This window comes from Lapillicoccus jejuensis, assembly GCF_006715055.1.
Lineage (GTDB): Bacteria > Actinomycetota > Actinomycetes > Actinomycetales > Dermatophilaceae > Lapillicoccus > Lapillicoccus jejuensis.
This window is the reverse complement of the sequence record NZ_VFMN01000001.1, coordinates 4,509,768-4,527,342: the sequence shown is the minus strand read 5'-3', so window position 1 is coordinate 4,527,342 and position 17,575 is coordinate 4,509,768. Positions and strand designations below refer to the sequence as shown.

Below are 17,575 nucleotides of genomic sequence, written 5' to 3'. Positions count from 1 at the left end.
AGCCCCGTACGGCGCTCCGTAGACTCGACCTCCGTGTCCGAGACGTCCGAGCCGGTGCCGTCGCGCGGCGGCGGCCCGGACGACCGGCCCCGCCGCCCTCGTCGCCGCGGGCGGGGGCGTCCCCGCGGCGACGTCGACCCCGCCGAGCGGGCCGCCGGCCGGGCCCGACGGCTCGAGCACCGCCGCGGCCTCGTCCCCGAGATCCGCTACCCCGAGGACCTGCCGGTCTCCGGGCGCCGCGACGACATCGCCGCGGCCATCCGCGACCACCAGGTCGTCGTCGTCGCCGGGGAGACCGGGTCGGGCAAGACCACCCAGCTGCCGAAGATCCTCCTGGGGCTCGGACGCGGGGTCGCCGGCACGATCGGGCACACCCAGCCGCGGCGGATCGCCGCCCGCGCCGTCGCCGAGCGCCTCGCCGAGGAGCTCGACGTCGAGCTCGGCGGCGTCGTGGGCTACCAGGTCCGCTTCGCCGACCACAGCAGCCGCGACACGCTCGTCAAGGTGATGACCGACGGCATCCTGCTCGGAGAGCTGCAGCACGACCGCGACCTGCGCCGCTACGACACGATCGTCATCGACGAGGCGCACGAGCGCTCGCTCAACATCGACTTCATCCTCGGCTACCTCAAGCGCCTGCTGCCGCGCCGCCCCGACCTCAAGGTCGTCATCACGTCGGCGACGATCGACCCGCAGCGCTTCGCCGACCACTTCTCCCAGCCCGGGCAGCCGCCCGTGCCGGTCGTCGAGGTGTCGGGTCGCACCTTCCCCGTCGAGGTCCGCTACCGCCCGCTCGCCGCCGAGGACGCGCAGGCCGACGACGACGAGGACGGTCCCGGTGACGGCCCCGCCGTCGCCGACCGCGACCAGACGACCGGCATCGTCGACGCCGTCACCGAGCTGTGGACGGAACGCCGCGACGGCGACATCCTCGTCTTCCTCAGCGGCGAGCGGGAGATCCGCGACGCCGCCGAGGCGCTCGCCGGGCTCGACCTCCCGCAGACCGAGGTCCTCCCGCTCTTCGGCCGGCTGTCCGCCGCCGAGCAGCACCGCGTCTTCGGCCGCCGCCCGCCCGGCGTCACCCGCCGCGTCGTCCTCGCCACCAACGTCGCCGAGACCTCGCTGACCGTCCCCGGCATCCGCTACGTCGTCGACACCGGCACCGCCCGCATCTCGCGGTGGTCCGCGCGGACCAAGGTGCAGCGCCTGCCGATCGAGCCGGTGAGCCGGGCCAGCGCCGACCAGCGCAAGGGCCGCTGCGGCCGCGTCGCCGAGGGCATCTGCATCCGCCTCTACTCCGAGGACGACTACCTCTCGCGCCCGGAGTTCACCGACCCCGAGATCCTGCGGACCAACCTCGCGTCGGTCATCCTCCAGATGACCTCGCTGGGCCTCGGCGACGTCGCCGCCTACCCCTTCCTCGACCCGCCCGACCCGCGGGCCGTCACCGACGGCGTCCGGCTGCTCGAGGAGCTGCGCGCCGTCGAGCCGGAGGAGACGAGCAGCCGCCCGAGCGAAGGCGGCTCGGCCGCGCGGAGGCGACGGCTGACGCCGTACGGACGCACCATCGCCGCCCTCCCCGTCGACCCGCGCCTCGCGCGGATGGTCATCGAGGCCGATGCGCGCGGCTGCCTGCGCGAGGTCCTCGTCGTCGTCTCGGCCCTGTCGCTGCAGGACGTGCGCGAGCGGCCGCTGGAGAAGCGCGAGCTCGCGGACGCCGCGCACAAGCGCTTCGCCGTCGAGGGCAGCGACTTCGGCGCCTACCTCATGCTGTGGCGCTACCTGCGCGAGCAGCAGAAGGCGTTGTCCTCCAGCGCGTTCCGCCGGCTCTGCAAGGCGGAGTACCTGCACTTCCTGCGGGTCCGCGAGTGGCAGGACCTGCACGCGCAGCTTCGCCAGGCGTGCAAGCAGGCCGGCTACGACACCGCGCGCGGGACGTCCGAGGAGGACGCCGAGCCCGACCTCGAGGCCGTGCACCGCAGCCTGCTCACCGGGCTGCTCTCGCAGATCGGTTCCCGGGACGAGGTCCGCCGCGACTACCTCGGTGCGCGCGGGCTGCACTTCTCCATCGCCCCCGGCAGCGTCGTGTTCAGGAAGCAGCCGGCCTTCGTCATGGCCGGCGAGCTCGTCGAGACCAACCGCACCTGGGCCCGCGGCTGCGCCCGGATCGACCCCCTGTGGGCCGAGGAGGCGGGCAAGCACCTGGTCAAGCGCACCTACTCCGAGCCCACCTGGTCGGCCCGCCGCGGCAGCGCCGTCGCCACCGAGCGGGTGACCCTGTACGGCGTCCCCATCGTCACCGGCCGCACCGTCGGCTACGCCGCCGTCGACCGCGAGGAGGCCCGCAACCTCTTCGTCCAGCGGGCCCTCGTCGAGGGGGAGTGGACCACCCGGCACCGGTTCTTCCACGACAACGCCGCGCTCGTCGAGCGGCTGCGCGAGCTCGAGGCCCGGACCCGACGGCGCGACATCGTCGTCGACGACGAGACCGTGCGCGCGTTCTACGACGAGCGGATCCCCGCCGAGGTCGTCTCGGCCCGGCACTTCGACACCTGGTGGAAGAAGGCGTCGCGACGCGAACCGCGGCTGCTGCACTTCACCGAGGACCTGCTCGTGCGCGACAGCGCCGAGGCGGTCGACCGCGACGCCTACCCGACGACGTGGGTGCAGGGCGACCTGCGCCTCGCCGTGGACTACCGCTTCGAGCCGGGCCGCGACGACGACGGCGTCACCGTCCACGTGCCCGTCGAGGTGCTCAACCAGGTCACGGCCGACGGCTTCGACTGGCAGGTGCCGGGGCTGCGCGAGGACCTCGTCACCGCGCTGATCCGCACCCTGCCCAAGGCCACCCGCCGCCTGCTCGTCCCGGCCCCCGAGCACGCCGCGGCGACCGTCCGGGTCCTGCGCGAGCGGGGCCTCGGCGCGGGGGACGGCCCGCTCACCACCGTCCTGTCCCGGGTGCTGCGCGAGACGCACGGCGTCGTGGTCCAGGAGGGGGACTGGGACGTCGAGCGCGTGCCGACCCACCTGCGCGTGCGGTTCAGCATCGAGGACCCCGGCGGCCGGGTCATCGCCGTCGGGCAGGACCTCGACGCGCTGCGCGAGCAGGCCGCGCCGCAGCTGCGCCGCCAGGTCGCCCGCGCGGGTGCCGACCTGCAGCGCACCGGCCTGACGTCCTGGACCGTGGGCGAGATCCCCGTCGAGGTGACGACGCAGGGCGGCGGCGGGCGCACCGTCCACGGCTACCCCGCCCTCGTCGACGAGGGCACCTCGGTCGCGCTGCGGGTGCTCCCGACCCGCGCCGAGGCGCAGGCCGAGCACCGCGTCGGCGTACGGCGGCTGCTCGTCCTCGGCACCAGCCCGCCGTGGAAGCAGGTGCTGGCCAGGCTGACCAACACCCAGAAGCTGGCCCTCGGGCACAACCCGCACGGGTCGGTCCAGAAGCTCCTCGAGGACTGCCTCGAGTGCGCCGTCGACGCCCTCGCCGCCGAGCACGTGCCCCACGAGGTGCGCACGGACGCGGACTTCGAGGCCGCGCTCAAGGCCGTCCGCACCCACGCCGCCGCCCGCGTCCTGCAGGTCGTCGGGCTCGTCGAGCCGGTCCTCGCCCGTCACCTGCAGGCCGTCAACACCCTCGAGCGGATGACCCAGCCGGCGCTGCGCGACACCGTCGCCGACGTCCGCTCCCAGCTCGCCGAGCTCGTCCGGCCCGGGTTCGTCGCCGAGACCGGCCTCGCCCGGCTGCCCGACCTCGGGCGCTACCTCCAGGGCGTGCTGCTGCGGCTCGAGCGCGCCCCCCTCGACCCGCTGCGCGACGGCCGCGCCATGGACGAGGTCCTCCTCGCCGAGCGGGCGTACGGCGACCTGCTCGACCGGCTGCGTCCCGCGCAGCGCGCGTCCGAGCCCGTCGTCGCCGTCGGCTGGATGATCGAGGAGCTGCGGGTGTCGCTCTTCGCCAACCGGCTCGGGACCGCCGCGCCGGTGTCGGTCAAGCGCATCCAGCGGGCGATCGCCGCCGTCCCCGTCGACTGAGCCGCGCCGCCCCCAGGAATCCCGGCGCGACCCGGGACGTTATGCGGCGTGAACGGCGACCGGCCCCGGTCGCCCGCCCAGCACCCGACGTGAAGAAGGCTCGCCGTGCAGGACCCCTCCGCGCTCTACCGCTTCGAGACCGACACCCACCCCGCCGCCGCGCGGGCGTCCGTGCTGCTCGTCGCCGTCGGCGGCTTCGTCGACGCCGGGCGCACGCAGCAGCTGATGACCCAGCACCTGCTCGACACCCACGAGCACACCGTCGTCGCGTCCTTCGACGTCGACCAGCTGCTCGACTACCGCGGGCGCCGGCCCGTCATGACCTTCGACCGCGACCGCTACACCTCGTACGACGACCCGTCGCTGCTGCTCTACCGGCTCGTCGACCGCGAGGGCACCCCCTTCCTGCTGCTCGCCGGCGTCGAGCCGGACTACCAGTGGGAGCGCGTCGTCGAGGCCGTCACCGGTCTCATCCGCGTCCTCGGCGTCGAGCTGACGCTGTCGGTGCACGGCATCCCGATGGCGGTGCCGCACACCCGCCCGATCGGGCTGACCGCGCACGCGACCGACCCCCGGCTCATCTCGACCTACGAGAGCGTCTTCGGGGCCGTGCAGGTGCCCGGGTCGCTGGCCGCGCTGCTCGAGCTGCGGCTCGGCGAGTCCGGGCGCGACGCGGTCGGCTTCTCGGTCCACGTGCCGCACTACCTCGGCCAGGCCGAGTTCCCCGACGCGGCGCTGTCCGGGCTGGGCGCCGTCATCGCCGCCACCGGGCTCGCGCTCAACACCGAGGACCTCGCGGCGATGGCCGGCCTCAACCGGGCCCAGCTGGCCACCGAGGTCGCCTCCTCCGAGGAGGTGCAGGGCGTCGTCCACGCCCTCGAGCAGCAGTACGACGCCTTCATGGAGGGCCACCGCCGCCCCAGCCTGCTCGCGACGAGCATCTCGGAGCTGCCGACCGCCGACGAGATCGGCGCCGAGCTCGAGGCCTTCCTCGCCGACGTCGACGACACGCGGCCCGACGGCGACGGCGGTCCGTCGCAGGGCTGAGCCGCAGGGCGCCGTACGGCGTCCTCCCACCACCACGACGGGGACCGCGCCACCGGCTCGGTCCCCGTCGTCGTACCCGGGGCACGTCGGATCTCGAGGATCTTCGAGGAACGGCGCCGGATCCGGGCCTGACGGCATCGGATCTCGAGGATCGTCGAGGAACGGTGCCGGGCCCGAGCCCGCCTCAGACGAGCGAGTCCTCCCACTGGCGGTGCAGGGCGGCGTACCGGCCCGTGCCGCCGATGAGGTCCTGCGGGGTGCCGTCCTCGACGACCTCGCCGGCCTCGAGCACGAGGACCCGGTCCGCGATCGCGACGGTCGAGAGGCGGTGGGCGATGATGATCGCCGTCCGGTCGGCGAGGATCGTGCGCAGCGCCCGCTGCACCAGCCGCTCGCTGGGGATGTCGAGCGACGACGTCGCCTCGTCGAGGACGAGCACGGCCGGGTCGGCGAGGAACGCGCGGGCGAAGGACACGAGCTGGCGCTGACCGGCCGACAGCCGCCCGCCGCGGGCCCGGACGTCGGTGTCGTAGCCCTCGGGGAGCCGGCTGATGAAGTCGTGCGCGCCGATCTCCCGCGCGGCCGCCTCGACCTGCGCCCGGCTCGCCCCCGGCCGGCCAACGGCGATGTTGTCGGCGACGGTGCCGGAGAAGAGGAAGCTCTCCTGCGTGACCGTGACGACCCCGCGGTGCAGGTCGGCGTCGGTGACCCGGCGCAGGTCGACGCCGTCGAGCCGCACGGTGCCCGAAGTCGGGTCCCACATCCGCCCGACCAGCCGGGCGATGGTCGTCTTGCCGGCCCCCGTGCGCCCGACGAGGGCGACGGTCTGCCCGGCCGGGACGTGCAGGTCGAGGCGCGGCAGGACGACCCGGTCGCCGTACCCGAAGGTCACGCGCTCGAGCCGCAGGTCCCCACGGACCCGCTCGAGGGGCACCGGGTCCGTGGGCTCGCGCACGCTCGGCTCCTCCTCGAGGACGCCGGACAGCTTCTCCAGCGCCGCGGACGCCGACTGGAAGGAGTTGAAGAACTGCGACAGGTCCTGCAGGGGGTCGAAGAAGCGACGCAGGTAGAGCAGGATCGAGGTGAGGACGCCGACCTGCAGGTCGCCGTCGAGGACGCGGTGGCCGCCGTAGAGCAGGGCGACGCCGACGGCGAGGTTGCCGATGAGCTTGACCGCCGGCATGTAGACCGCCATGAGGTCGAACGTCCGGCGGTTGGTCACCCGGTAGCGGTCGTTGAGGTCGCCGAAGATCGCCTCGCCGCGCGGCTCGCGGCGGAAGGCCTGCACCGCCCGCAGCCCGCCGAACGTCTCGACGAACTGGACGATGACCCGGGCCACGGCCTCGCGGGTGGCGCGGTAGGCCCTCGCCGACTCGCGGCGGAACCACACCGTGACGAGGACGAGCGGGACGAACGACGCGACCCCGACGAGCGCGAGCGGCACGTCGAGGCTGAACAGCGTGATGCCGATGGTGAGGATCGACAGGCCGGACACGACGACCGCCTGCAGCCCGTCCGAGAGGAAGTCGGAGATCGCGTCGATGTCCGAGGTCTGCCGCGAGACGGTGCGCCCCGAGGTGTAGGTCTCGTGGAACGACTGCGACAGCCGCTGCATGTGGTCGAACACGCGGCGGCGCAGGTCGAGGACGACGTCCTGTCCGATCCGCGCGGTGAGGACGAGGAACGCGCGCTCGGTGACCATCTGGAGCACGGTCGCGACGGCGAGCGCGACGACCGCGGCGACGAGCGGGGTCGGGCTGCCCCCCTCCAGCAGCGGCGGGATGCCCTTGTCGATGCCGAGGCCGACGAGGTAGGGCCCGGCGAGGCTGGCGAGGTTCTCGACGACGATGAGGACGGTCAGCCAGACCAGGGCGCGACGGTGCGGCCCGAGCAGGTCGCGCAGCAGCCGGGTGGTGCGCTGCTGGAGCAGCGCGCGGACGCCGGCGGAGACGTCCTCGGTGCGCTCGGCGGCGACGCCACGCCACCGCGGCTCGGGGGTGCTGCCGGCGGTGCTGCCGGCGCTGCCACCGGCGGCCCCGCCCGCCGACGGCGTGCCGGTGGGCCGGGTGCTCATGCGACCTCCTCGTGCTCGTCCTGGCCGAGGACGTCGGCGTACTCCGGGACCGTGGCGAGCAGCTCGGCGTGGGTGCCGACGGCGACGACCCGGCCCTCGTGCAGCAGCGCCACGCGGTCGGCGAGGGCGACGGTGCTCGGGCGGTGGACGACGATGAGCGCCGTCGTCGTGGCGAGGACGCGGCGCAGCGCCTCCTCGACGAGGTGCTCGGTCTCGACGTCGAGGGCCGACAGCGGGTCGTCGAGGACGAGGACGCGGGGCCGGCCCAGGACGGCGCGGGCGAGCGCGAGCCGCTGGCGCTGACCGCCGGAGAGCGACATGCCCTGCTCGCCGACCCTGGTGTCCAGCCCCCACGGGAGGTCGTAGGCGAAGCCCGCCTGCGCGAGGTCGAGCGCCTGCGCGACCTGCTCGTCGGTCGCGTCGGGGTGACCGAGGGTGACGTTCTCGCGGACGCTGGCGGAGAAGAGGATCGGCTCCTCGAAGGCCGTCGAGGCGGCCGTGCGCAGCGAGCGCAGGGTGACGTCGCGGATGTCCTGCCCGTCGATGGTCACCCGTCCGGACGTCGGGTCGGCCAGCCGCGGGAGCAGCATGGCCAGGGTCGTCTTGCCGGACCCGCTGGCCCCGGCCAGGGCCAGGGTCTCGCCGGGGCGCAGGTCGAGGTCGACGCCGTCGAGGACGGCGCCGCGGCGCTCGTCGTACGCGAAGCCGACGCCCTCGAGGCGCACGTGGCCCGGGCCGTCCGGGAGGTCGGTGGCGCCGGGGCGGTCGGCGATGTCGGGCTCCGCGTCGAGGACCTCGAAGAAGCGCGTCGTCGCGGTCGCCGCCTCCTGCGCCGAGGCGAGGATGAAGCCGAGCATCTCGACCGGGACGACGAGCTGCAGGACGAGGGTGATGAAGGCGACGAGGGCGCCGAGGGTCATCCGGCCCTCGCCGACGGCGTAGGCGCCGAGCAGCAGGACGACGACGAGGGCGGCGTTGGGGACCAGGTCGAGGAAGGCGATGAGCCCACCGCGCAGCCGGGCCTTGTCCAGCTGCGTCTCGCGCATCCCGCGGGCGGCGTCGACGTAGCGGTCGAGGACCATCTGCCGGCGGCCGAAGGCCTTGATGACGCGCAGCCCCGTGACCGACTCCTCGATGAGGGTGGTCAGGTCGCCCTCCTGGTCCTGGACCCGGCGGCTGACGACCCGGTAGCGGCGTTCGAAGCGCTGGCACAGCACGACGACCGGGGCGAGGCAGACGGCGACGACGACGCCGAGGAGCGGGTCGAGGTGGATGAGCAGCGCCACGATGGTGACGAAGGTGGCGGTGTTGACGACGAGGAAGACCACCCCGAACCCGGTGAACCGGCGGATCGCCGACAGGTCCGACGTCGCACGGGACAGCAGCTGCCCCGACTGCCAGCGGTCGTGGAACGACGGCGGCAGGGCCTGCAGGTGCCGGTAGAGGTCGTCGCGCATCCGGGTCTCGATGCCGAAGGTGGCGACGTTCTGCACCCAGCGGCGCACGAAGACGAGGACCGCCTCGGCGAGACCGAGGCCGATGGCCAGCAGCCCCAGCGGCAGCAGCCCGGCCCGGTCGCCGTGGGCGATGGGGCCGTCGACGACGCGTTGGGTGACGAGCGGGACGACGATGCTCGCCCCCACCCCGCCGAGGGCCGCGACCATCATCACGACGATCCGGGCGACGTACGGGCGCATGTACGGCGCCATCCGCCACAGCGCCCGGGCGGCCGAGACCTGCCGCTCGCCGGGTCGGGCCGAGCCGGGGTCCGGGGGTGGTGGGGGAGTCGGCCCGTCGGCCGCGCCCGCCTCCCCTCGGGAGTCGTTGTCGGTCGTGTCGCTGGGGGAGGAAGTCGTTGTCGTCACCAACCACCACCGTAGCCGCTCGCACCGACAGCCTCGACCGGGTTACCGCGGGGTCGCCCGGGTCCCGCGCGTTCAGTCCTTCGCCTCCGACCACCGGCGCACGACGGAGGTCTCGGCGACGAAGCGCACCCGGTCCGAGCCGGTCCAGCGCCGTGCGGCGTCGGTGAGCGAGCGCTCGACGAGGCCGGCCACGCGGGCGGCGTGCTGCTCGGGGGCGTGGACGAGGAGCTCGTCGTGCAGGCAGAGGACGATCGCGGCGTCGTACGGGAGGACGGCGTGCCGCACGGTGGCCGCCCACGCCTTGAACAGCTCGGCGGCGGCGCCCTGGATGACCGCGTTGCGGGCGAACCGGCCGCGGCCGGCGTCGAGGGCGGACCGGTCGCGGGCCCCGACGGGCGCCTCGCCGCCGCCCGGGTCGTCGTCGCCCGCGGACGCGGGTTCGCGGGCGTCGGCGGCGCGCAGGAGGCGGTCGAGCGGGAGGAGCCGGCCACCGACGGTGCGCAGCGGCCGCCCGGCGACCCCGGCGGCGTAGGCGTCGTCGAGCAGGCGCATCGCGACGGGGTAGGCGCGCTCGAGGTCCCGCAGCGCCTCCCCGGCGGCGCCGCTGCGCTGGCCGTACATCGCGGCGAGGACGGCGATCTTGGCCGTCGGCCGGGGGACCCCGAGCTTCCGGGCCACCGGCGCGTAGAGGTCGTCGGCGCGGGTCGCCTCGGCGAAGGCCGGGTCGCCGGAGACCGCGGCGAGCACGCGCGGCTCGACCTGGCCGAGGTCGGCCCGGACGAGCACGTGACCGTCCGCGGCCGCGACCGCCGGTCGCAGCGGCGCAGGCAGGTTGTGCAGCCCGTTCTGCGCGGTCATCCGCCCGGCCGCACCGTCGCACGCGGTCCACGCGCCCCGCAGCCGGTCGTCCGGACCGACGTGCTCGGCCAGCCAGCGGTAGCCGTACGTCGTCGCGATCCGCTCGTCCTTGCGCCACTGCAGGAGGGCCTCGACGAGCGGATGGGTGCGCCGGAACGGCTCGAGGACGTGCGCCCTCGTCGACGGGACGCTCACCCCGTGCGCGGCCAGCAGCGTCCTGACCTGGGCGGGGTTGCGCAGGTCGGTCGACTCCCAGCCGGGCGCGTGGGCGAGGACGTCGCGGTCGCGCTGCGCGCGGGTCGCCGCCGCGTCCGCCTCGTCGCGCGGCGGGGGACCCGCGCTCAGCCCGATGAGCTCGAGCGCCGTGGGGCGGTCCAGCGGCAGCCCGTCGCGCTCGAGCTCGACGCACAGCAGGGCGGCGGCCGACTCGGCGTGGGCCGTCGCGACCGCCCGGGACGACACGGCGCCGAGCGCCTCGACCTGGTGGAGCGCCAGCCGGGCGAGGGCGTCGGCCGCCGCGAGCAGCCGCGCCGGGGTGGTCGCCCACGACCCGGTGAGGGCGTCCGGGCGCAGGTGCCCACCCCGCCCGTACGGCGACCCGGGGTCACCCTCGGCCCCCGGGTCGGCCGCGAAGTCGAACAGGTCGCCCGACGCCGACCGCGGGCGGGTCGCCGGGTCGAGGCCGGCGACGTGCGCCCACGCGAGCCCCGGGTCGGCGGCCCACCCGCCGGCCAGCAGGCGGTGCGCCTCGGCGACGTCCCACAGCCGGTGGACCCGCTGCCGTCCCGCGAACCGGCGGTGGGCGAGGACCGGGGCCGCGGACGCCGCGTCGACGACGACGAGCCGGGGGGCGTCGCCCTCGAGCAGCGGGGCCAGCGCGTCGACGACGTCCGCCACCGTCCCCACGACGGGGCCGCCCGGCGGGCCACCACCGGCCCCCGCGCCGAGGACGGCGCGGTCACCGACGACGAGCAGGGGGAGCACGGGCGCCAGTCTGGCCGAGACCCCCGACGACGCCGGCCCCGGTGCCGTGCGCCCGCCGGCGGGAACCCACGGGCGCCACGGGTCGTCCTTGACGGCGGTGGGTACCCCCCACCTGTATCGACGAGGGGCGACGAGGGTCGCCCCGCGCCCCGCCGCGCTCGGCGGGGCCGGAGCAGAAGGAGCACCGTGGGCATCTTCGGTGGCAAGGACGACACGCCGCAGCCGGGCAGCGCCATCGAGCGCGCCGGCCAGGAGCGGCCTGCCGACGGGCTCGGTGGCGCGGCCGCGGGCCTGGTCGAGCGGCTGCTCGACACCGGCATCGACGGCCGGGGGCCGCTCGACGGCGCGCAGCGGGTGGCCGACTCGGCCCGCAGCCACGCCGCCGACACCGAGGCCGCCATCGACAAGGTCGTGCGCCAGCACCTGACCGTCGCGGGCGCCGGCGGGTTCGTCACCGGTCTGGGGGGCTTCGTCACCCTGCCGGTCGCGCTGCCGGCCAACGTCGTCTCGTTCTACCTGGTCGCCACCCGGATGACCGCGGCCATCGCGGCGCTGCGCGGCTACGACCTGCGTCAGCCGCAGATCCGCAGCGCCGTCCTGCTCACGCTGGTCGGCGCCGACGCCGACGACCTGCTCAAGAAGGCCGGCATCGCCGGGGGCGGCAGCCGGCTGACGAACCTCGCCGCCCAGCGGCTGCCCGGGCCCGCCCTCATGGTCGTCAACAAGGCCATCGGGTTCCGCCTCCTCACGACGATGGGCCGCTCGACCCTGGCCCGCTTCGGCCGCTACGTCCCGGTGGTGGGCGGGGCCGTCGGCGCGGGGCTCGACACCTACATGCTCAAGCGGATCGCCGACCAGGCCCGCCAGGAGTTCCCGCCGGTCGCCCCCGCCCTCACGCGCTGAGCCGGGCGGCGGCGCGGGCCGGACGACGGGGGTCGGCCGGGAACCGGGCCCGCTCCCCGTGCGTCCACGACAGAGCAGGCCGTCCCCAGCCGCACCCCCAGCCGCACCCGCACCCCAGGAGTCCCCATGCCGCGCACCTCGGCCCGCCCCGGTCGCACCGGGCTGCTGCGTCAGCTCGCCGGCGCCGTCCGCGTCACCCTGCGACCTGGTGGCCCCGGCCTCGCCGACCGCGGCCGGGCCGTCCCCCGGCTGGTGCGGGCGGTGCTGTCCGGGCGCTACCGCGCCGTCACCCCCGGGCACCTCGGCCTCCTGCTGCTCGCGGTCGCGTACGTCGCCTCGCCGGTCGACCTGCTCCCCGAGGGGCTGCTGCCGCTCGTGGGGCTCGCCGATGACGCCGTCGTCGTCGCCTGGCTCGCCGCCGCGCTCGTCCACGACACCGAGGCCTTCCTGCAGTGGGAGCGGACCGCCGGACCCGGCAGGTCCGCCGGCCGGACCTCGTCCGGCGCGACCGACGGGGGATCGACCACCGGCCCCCGCGACCGCTGGGGTCGCCCGCAGGACGCCCCGGACGGCGCCCACCGCCACGACCGGCGCGCCGGGTGGGGGACCTCCACCGTCGAGGGCCACGTCGTGCGCTGACGCCCGACGCACGACACGCGAGCTGCGACGCGCGTCACGCGACGTGCTCCGGGGCCACGGCGAGGTCGAGCACCTGCTCGAGCAGCGCGGCCAGGCCGTGGTCGCGGTCGTGCTCGCGCGCGGCGTCGACCGCCACCCGCGCCAGCGCCCCGTCGCCGTGCCACCAGGCCACGTGCGCGAGGGCCGCGAGGACGGGGGCGCCCCGGCCGGGCGGGCAGGCCCGGCACAGGCGGGTCAGCGCCGCCACCAGGTGACCGCGCCCCTGCTCCGGGCCGGGCCCGAGCACCCGCACGAGCCCGCCCAGCGGCGGGTCCCCTCCGACGGCCCCGTGCAGTCCCTCGGCGGCCGCGGAGCCCGACGGCCCCGGCTCGTGGCGGGGGCACAGCCAGGCCAGCACGAGGTCGCGCAGCGGGACGTCGTGCAGCGAGGCGAGGAGCAGGGGCACGTCGTCGGGGTCGGCCCCGCCGGGGTCGTCGGCCACGAACCGCGCCCACGCCGCCGCGGCGGCACGCAGCAGCGACCGGCGGTCGGCGCCGCCCCCGGTGAAACGGGTGACGAGGTCGTCGACCTCGCCCGCGTCCCGGACCTCCTCCGGGCTGCCGACCACCATCGCGGCGAGGTCGTCGCGGTGCCGCAGCGGCACCCGGCCCCGCCCGACGAACTCGGCGACGGCCGCGACGTCGCCGGCGCCGGGCAGCCGCTGCGGTCGGCGCTCGCGGGCCGTGCCGTCAGGGCACCACCACATCCCGTCGCGCACGGTGATCCGCTCGTCCACCTGGACGCCGAGCGCCCGCAGCCCGGCGCAGACCTCCCGGGCCAGGTCGGTCCACGACCGGGGCGCCGCCCGCCGCCGCTCCACCGGGTCACAGCCGGCCCGGGTACGCTCCTCGACCCCGGCGCCCCCGTCCCACTGGTCCGCGTCGGCCACGAGCGCGTCCTCCACGGTGACGACGAGGGCGCGGTCGAAGCGGTGCCGGCTCAGCGGGACGAGCAGGGCCGCCGCGGCCTCCCGCCCCGACGCCGTCCGGGGCGGCAGGTCCACCCGACCCACGAAGAAGACGGACTTACCGCGCAGCGTGAGGACGACGAGCGAGCGCTCGGGGACGTAGCCCAGCTGGTAGGGCAGCGTCGTGAGCACGTCACCGGGGGAGTGCAGGCGGATGACGTCCTCCTCCTCGGCGCGGGAGGCGGGGGACGCGGGACGGGGCGGGCGCGGGGTCGTCGACATGCCCCTCAGCGTGGGCCGGACGGCGTCGGCCGCGCGGCGGCGCGGGCCGCCCCCTGTGGACAGTGCCCCGCCGGCCCACCCCTGTGGACAACACGACCGGCGGGCGCCCGCCGCCGGGTACACTCGAGTCAGGTCATGAGCGCCAGCGTCAAGCCCCGGCTCGCTGGCCGGCAACCCTCCTCGCGGCGGGGTGCCCCGGGTGATGACACGGCCCGCCGGTCCCGGCGGGCAAGCGCGATCACCAGGAGTCTCCAGTGACGGTCACCCGGGACGAACCCGACACCGTGCGGTCCACCCCACGCCCCAGCGGTGCCTGGCGCCCCGGCGACCCGGTGGGGCAGCGGCGCTTCGTCGCCGTCGGCGACGTGCCCCTCGAGCGCGGCGGCGTCGTGCCCGAGGTGGTCGTCGCCTACGAGACGTGGGGCACCCTCGACGCCGACGGCGGCAACGCGGTCCTCGTCGAGCACGCGCTGACCGGGGACAGCCACGTCGTCGGGCCCGCCGGACCCGGCCACCCCTCGCCCGGCTGGTGGGAGGGCCTGGTCGGCCCCGGCCGGCCGCTCGACACCGACCGCTGGTTCGTCGTGGCCGCCAACGTCCTCGGCGGCTGCCAGGGCACCACCGGCCCGGCGTCGCCGACCCGCGACGGCCGGCCGTGGGGCGGCCGCTTCCCCTTCGTCACCGTGCGCGACCAGGTGCAGGTCGAGGCCCGGCTGGCCGACGCCCTGGGGATCCGGCGGTGGGCCGGGGTCGTGGGCGGCTCGATGGGCGGCATGCGCGCCGTCGAGTGGGCGGTGACCCACCCCGAGCGGGTCGCGCGGCTCATGGTCCTGGCCAGCACGGCCGCCGCCACCGCCGACCAGATCGCCTGGGCCCAGCCCCAGCTGCTGGCCATCCGCGAGGACCCGGACTTCCGCGGTGGTGACTACTACGACGCCGTACGGGGTCCCGAGGCCGGCCTGGGCATCGCCCGCCGGATCGCGCACGTGACCTACCGCAGCGGCGAGGAGCTCGACGAGCGCTTCGGGCGCGCCGCCCAGGGGGGCGAGCAGCCGCTCGGCGCCGGCGGTCGCTACGCCGTCGAGAGCTACCTGGACCACCACGCGGGCAAGCTCGCGCGCCGCTTCGACGCCAACGCCTACGTCGTCCTCACCGAGGCGATGAGCTCGCACGACGTCGGCCGCGACCGCGGCGGGGTGCCGGCGGCGCTGGCGCGGGTCACCGCGACGACGACGGTGCTCGGCGTCGACAGCGACCGGCTCTACCCGGTCCGGCTCAGCGAGGAGCTCGCCGCCGGGGTGCCGGGCGCCCGGCTCGCGACGATCTCCTCGCGCCACGGCCACGACGGGTTCCTCGTCGAGGTCGACCAGGTGGGGGCGCACCTGCGCGCGCTGCTCGACGAGCCGCCCGCGACCGCGCAGCGTTCGGTGTAGCGTCGGCGTCGGGGCCCGGTCCGTCGGCCCGCCGGTCAGCGCAGGGCGTGAGGGAGGCATCGACGTGACCATCGTCGTGGGGTACGTACCGACCAACGAGGGCCGGGCGGCACTGCGCCGGGCCGGGGACGAGTCGGTGCGCTCGGGGTCCGACGTCGTCGTCGTGCGCACGGTGCGTCCCGACGGGTCGACGTACGACCCGGAGTCGGTGGCGACGTTCGAGCGCGAGCTGGGCGAGGTCGTGCGCGACGTCGAGGCCGCCGGCCACCACGTCAGCACCCGCGAGGTGACCGCCTCCGGCGACGCGGCCGACGACCTCCTGGAGATCGCGGGCGACGTCGAGGCCGACCTCATCGTCATCGGGCTGCGCCGTCGCACCCCGGTCGGCAAGCTCATCCTCGGCTCCAACGCCCAGCGCATCCTGCTCGACGCGGGCTGCCCGGTGCTGGCCGTCAAGGCCCCGCAGCCCTGACGCACGACCGGATACCGCCGCGCCACGCCCCTCTCGGAGGGGTCCTCGTCGCGCAGGGAGCCCTCGGCGTTTTATAATGGTCGGAGCAGCCAGTCGCAAGGGGTCCGGACCCACCGACGTCGCCGCGCGGGGGCCCAGCCGAGGAGCGGGTTTCCCTCGATGGCTCTCCATCCCCGGGCCGATGCGGAATGATCCGGCTGCTGTGGTCCTTGCCCACTCGGTGGGTCCGTCCGTGCGCCCGGGTCAGCGGCGTGCACGGCGCGGGGTGATGCGTCGAAAGGTGATCGGTGTCGGTGTCGAAGGTCTCGACCGGTAAGCAGGGGCAGCAGGCCCCCACGAGCGGCTCCCCGGGTCCGCTCCCCAAGGAGTTCGGCCACCCGGCCCTGCAGGAGCTGTTCGCGCTCGGGTCCACCCACGGCCAGGTGACGGGGACGCAGCTGAAGGTCGCGATCGAGGAGGCCCAGGTCCCGCCGGCGCGGATGAAGGTCGTCCTGCGCGCCCTCGACGACCACGGCGTGACCGTCGTGCTCGAGGAGGCCGCCGCCCGTGCGGTCGCCGCGACGGCGACCCGCAAGACCACGACGCGGGCCGCGGCCAAGACCGCCACGAAGACGGCGGCCAAGACCACGACGAAGGCCGCCGTCAAGACCGCCGCGGCGACGAGCGAGACCGACGACGCCGGTACGGCGCCGCGGAAGACCGCCGCGAAGAAGGCCGCCACGACCCGCGACGCGGACGCCGCCGCCGCCCCCGCCGCGAAGAAGACCGCCGCGAAGAAGACGACGGCCAAGAAGACCGCCGCCAAGGCGGCCGCCGGAGCCGACGGCGTCACGGGCGACGAGGGCGACGAGGCCGAGGTCGACCCCGAGGACGGCGACCTCGAGGTGTCCGACGACACCGAGGTCGAGGTCGCGGACGACAGCACCGAGGAGGGCGAGACCGCCGGCGCCGATGACGGCGACGACGCCGAGGAGGGTGCCGCGCCCGCCGCGGCGAAGGCCCCCGAGGAGGAGTCCGAGGCCGCCGGCTTCGTCATCCGCGACGACGACGAGGACGACGCCCCCGCGCAGCAGGTCGTCACCGCCGGGGCGACCGCCGACCCGGTCAAGGACTACCTCAAGCAGATCGGCAAGGTCGCGCTGCTCAACGCGGAGCAGGAGGTGGAGCTGGCCAAGCGCATCGAGGCGGGCCTCTTCGCCGAGGAGCGCCTCTCGCAGATGACCAAGCAGGAGAAGTTCACCAAGTCCGGCCGCGAGCTGGACTGGATCGCCCGCGACGGCAAGCGCGCGAAGAACCACCTGCTCGAGGCCAACCTGCGCCTCGTCGTCTCGCTGGCCAAGCGCTACACCGGCCGCGGCATGCTCTTCCTCGACCTCATCCAGGAGGGCAACCTCGGTCTGATCCGAGCGGTCGAGAAGTTCGACTACACCAAGGGCTACAAGTTCTCGACCTACGCGACGTGGTGGATCCGCCAGGCCATCACCCGTGCGATGGCCGACCAGGCCCGCACCATCCGCATCCCGGTGCACATGGTCGAGGTCATCAACAAGCTCGCCCGCGTGCAGCGCCAGATGCTCCAGGACCTGGGCCGCGAGCCCACCCCGGAGGAGCTGGCCAAGGAGCTCGACATGACGCCCGAGAAGGTCGTCGAGGTCCAGAAGTACGGTCGCGAGCCGATCTCGCTGCACACTCCGCTCGGCGAGGACGGCGACAGCGAGTTCGGTGACCTCATCGAGGACTCCGAGGCGGTCGTCCCGGCCGACGCGGTGAGCTTCACGCTGCTGCAGGAGCAGCTGCACTCCGTCCTCGACACGCTCTCCGAGCGCGAGGCCGGCGTCGTCTCGATGCGCTTCGGTCTGACCGACGGCCAGCCGAAGACGCTCGACGAGATCGGCAAGGTCTACGGCGTGACCCGCGAGCGGATCCGCCAGATCGAGTCGAAGACGATGAGCAAGCTGCGTCACCCGAGCCGCTCGCAGGTCCTGCGCGACTACCTCGACTGAGCCGCGGCACCAGCACCAGCCACTGCGGCGCCCCCGA

At 75.5% G+C, this 17,575-nt stretch carries 11 protein-coding genes and 1 riboswitch; of the genes, 7 read left to right on the top strand and 4 right to left on the bottom strand.

Translation table 11 applies throughout. The annotated features are described in order from the left end of the window. The first annotated feature begins 33 nt into the window (after positions 1–33). On the top strand, positions 34–4,032 hold the full coding sequence (gene hrpA, locus FB458_RS20910; RefSeq protein WP_141850188.1) for an ATP-dependent RNA helicase HrpA: 3,999 nt from the start codon (positions 34–36) through the stop codon (positions 4,030–4,032). Positions 4,033–4,137: 105 nt separating this feature from the next. After that, positions 4,138–5,079 (top strand): PAC2 family protein, encoded by a 942-nt coding sequence (locus tag FB458_RS20905; protein WP_141850187.1) that lies wholly within the window; start codon positions 4,138–4,140, stop codon positions 5,077–5,079. Positions 5,080–5,263: 184 nt separating this feature from the next. Here the strand turns inward: FB458_RS20905 and FB458_RS20900 are convergent, their stop codons facing one another. The 3 genes from FB458_RS20900 to FB458_RS20890 all read right to left on the bottom strand — a co-directional run bounded on the left by FB458_RS20900 (position 5,264) and on the right by FB458_RS20890 (position 10,860). After that, positions 5,264–7,153, bottom strand: a complete 1,890-nt coding sequence (locus tag FB458_RS20900) for an ABC transporter ATP-binding protein (RefSeq protein ID WP_141850186.1) — start codon at positions 7,151–7,153, stop codon at positions 5,264–5,266. Then, the gene (locus FB458_RS20895) at positions 7,150–9,018 is read right to left on the bottom strand and encodes an ABC transporter ATP-binding protein (RefSeq protein ID WP_246061435.1); all 1,869 of its coding nucleotides are present in this window, start codon (positions 9,016–9,018) and stop codon (positions 7,150–7,152) included. The genes FB458_RS20900 and FB458_RS20895 overlap by 4 nt, the downstream gene beginning before the upstream one ends. 72 nt (positions 9,019–9,090) lie before the next feature. Then, on the bottom strand, positions 9,091–10,860 hold the full coding sequence (locus FB458_RS20890; RefSeq protein ID WP_246061434.1) for a DNA polymerase: 1,770 nt from the start codon (positions 10,858–10,860) through the stop codon (positions 9,091–9,093). 186 nt (positions 10,861–11,046) lie between these two features. On the opposite strand from FB458_RS20890, the gene FB458_RS20885 reads away from it, so the two are divergent. Together FB458_RS20885 and FB458_RS20880 are read left to right on the top strand one after the other, a co-directional pair. Beyond that, on the top strand, positions 11,047–11,763 hold the full coding sequence (locus FB458_RS20885) for an EcsC family protein (RefSeq protein ID WP_246061433.1): 717 nt from the start codon (positions 11,047–11,049) through the stop codon (positions 11,761–11,763). Positions 11,764–11,889: 126 nt separating this feature from the next. Continuing rightward, a complete protein-coding gene (locus FB458_RS20880) occupies positions 11,890–12,402 on the top strand; it encodes a YkvA family protein (RefSeq protein ID WP_141850185.1) in 513 nt (170 codons plus the stop codon). Positions 12,403–12,436: 34 nt separating this feature from the next. Here FB458_RS20880 and FB458_RS20875 read toward each other — a convergent pair whose 3' ends face one another. Continuing rightward, positions 12,437–13,630, bottom strand: coding sequence for a DUF4192 domain-containing protein (locus FB458_RS20875; RefSeq protein WP_141850184.1), 1,194 nt, complete (start codon positions 13,628–13,630; stop codon positions 12,437–12,439). 131 nt (positions 13,631–13,761) lie between these two features. Continuing rightward, positions 13,762–13,871: riboswitch (SAM riboswitch) on the top strand. 13 nt (positions 13,872–13,884) lie between these two features. Between FB458_RS20875 and metX the strand changes: the two genes are divergently transcribed. The 3 genes from metX (at position 13,885) to FB458_RS20860 (ending at position 17,538) form a co-directional block, all read left to right on the top strand. Then, a complete protein-coding gene (gene metX / locus FB458_RS20870; RefSeq protein WP_141850183.1) occupies positions 13,885–15,063 on the top strand; it encodes a homoserine O-acetyltransferase MetX in 1,179 nt (392 codons plus the stop codon). Between the two features lie 64 nt (positions 15,064–15,127). Continuing rightward, the gene (locus tag FB458_RS20865; RefSeq protein ID WP_141850182.1) at positions 15,128–15,535 is read left to right on the top strand and encodes a universal stress protein; all 408 of its coding nucleotides are present in this window, start codon (positions 15,128–15,130) and stop codon (positions 15,533–15,535) included. Between the two features lie 293 nt (positions 15,536–15,828). Beyond that, positions 15,829–17,538 (top strand): RNA polymerase sigma factor, encoded by a 1,710-nt coding sequence (locus FB458_RS20860; RefSeq protein WP_141850181.1) that lies wholly within the window; start codon positions 15,829–15,831, stop codon positions 17,536–17,538. Positions 17,539–17,575 lie beyond the last annotated feature (37 nt).

What these genes read in the sequence shown, in the direction of transcription:
- FB458_RS20900 (WP_141850186.1), bottom strand. Translation starts at nt 7,153, where the DNA reads ATGAGCACCCGGCCCACCGGCACGCCGTCGGCGGGCGGGGCCGCCGGT.
- FB458_RS20880 (WP_141850185.1), top strand. Translation starts at nt 11,890, where the DNA reads ATGCCGCGCACCTCGGCCCGCCCCGGTCGCACCGGGCTGCTGCGTCAG.
- FB458_RS20875 (WP_141850184.1), bottom strand. Translation starts at nt 13,630, where the DNA reads ATGTCGACGACCCCGCGCCCGCCCCGTCCCGCGTCCCCCGCCTCCCGC.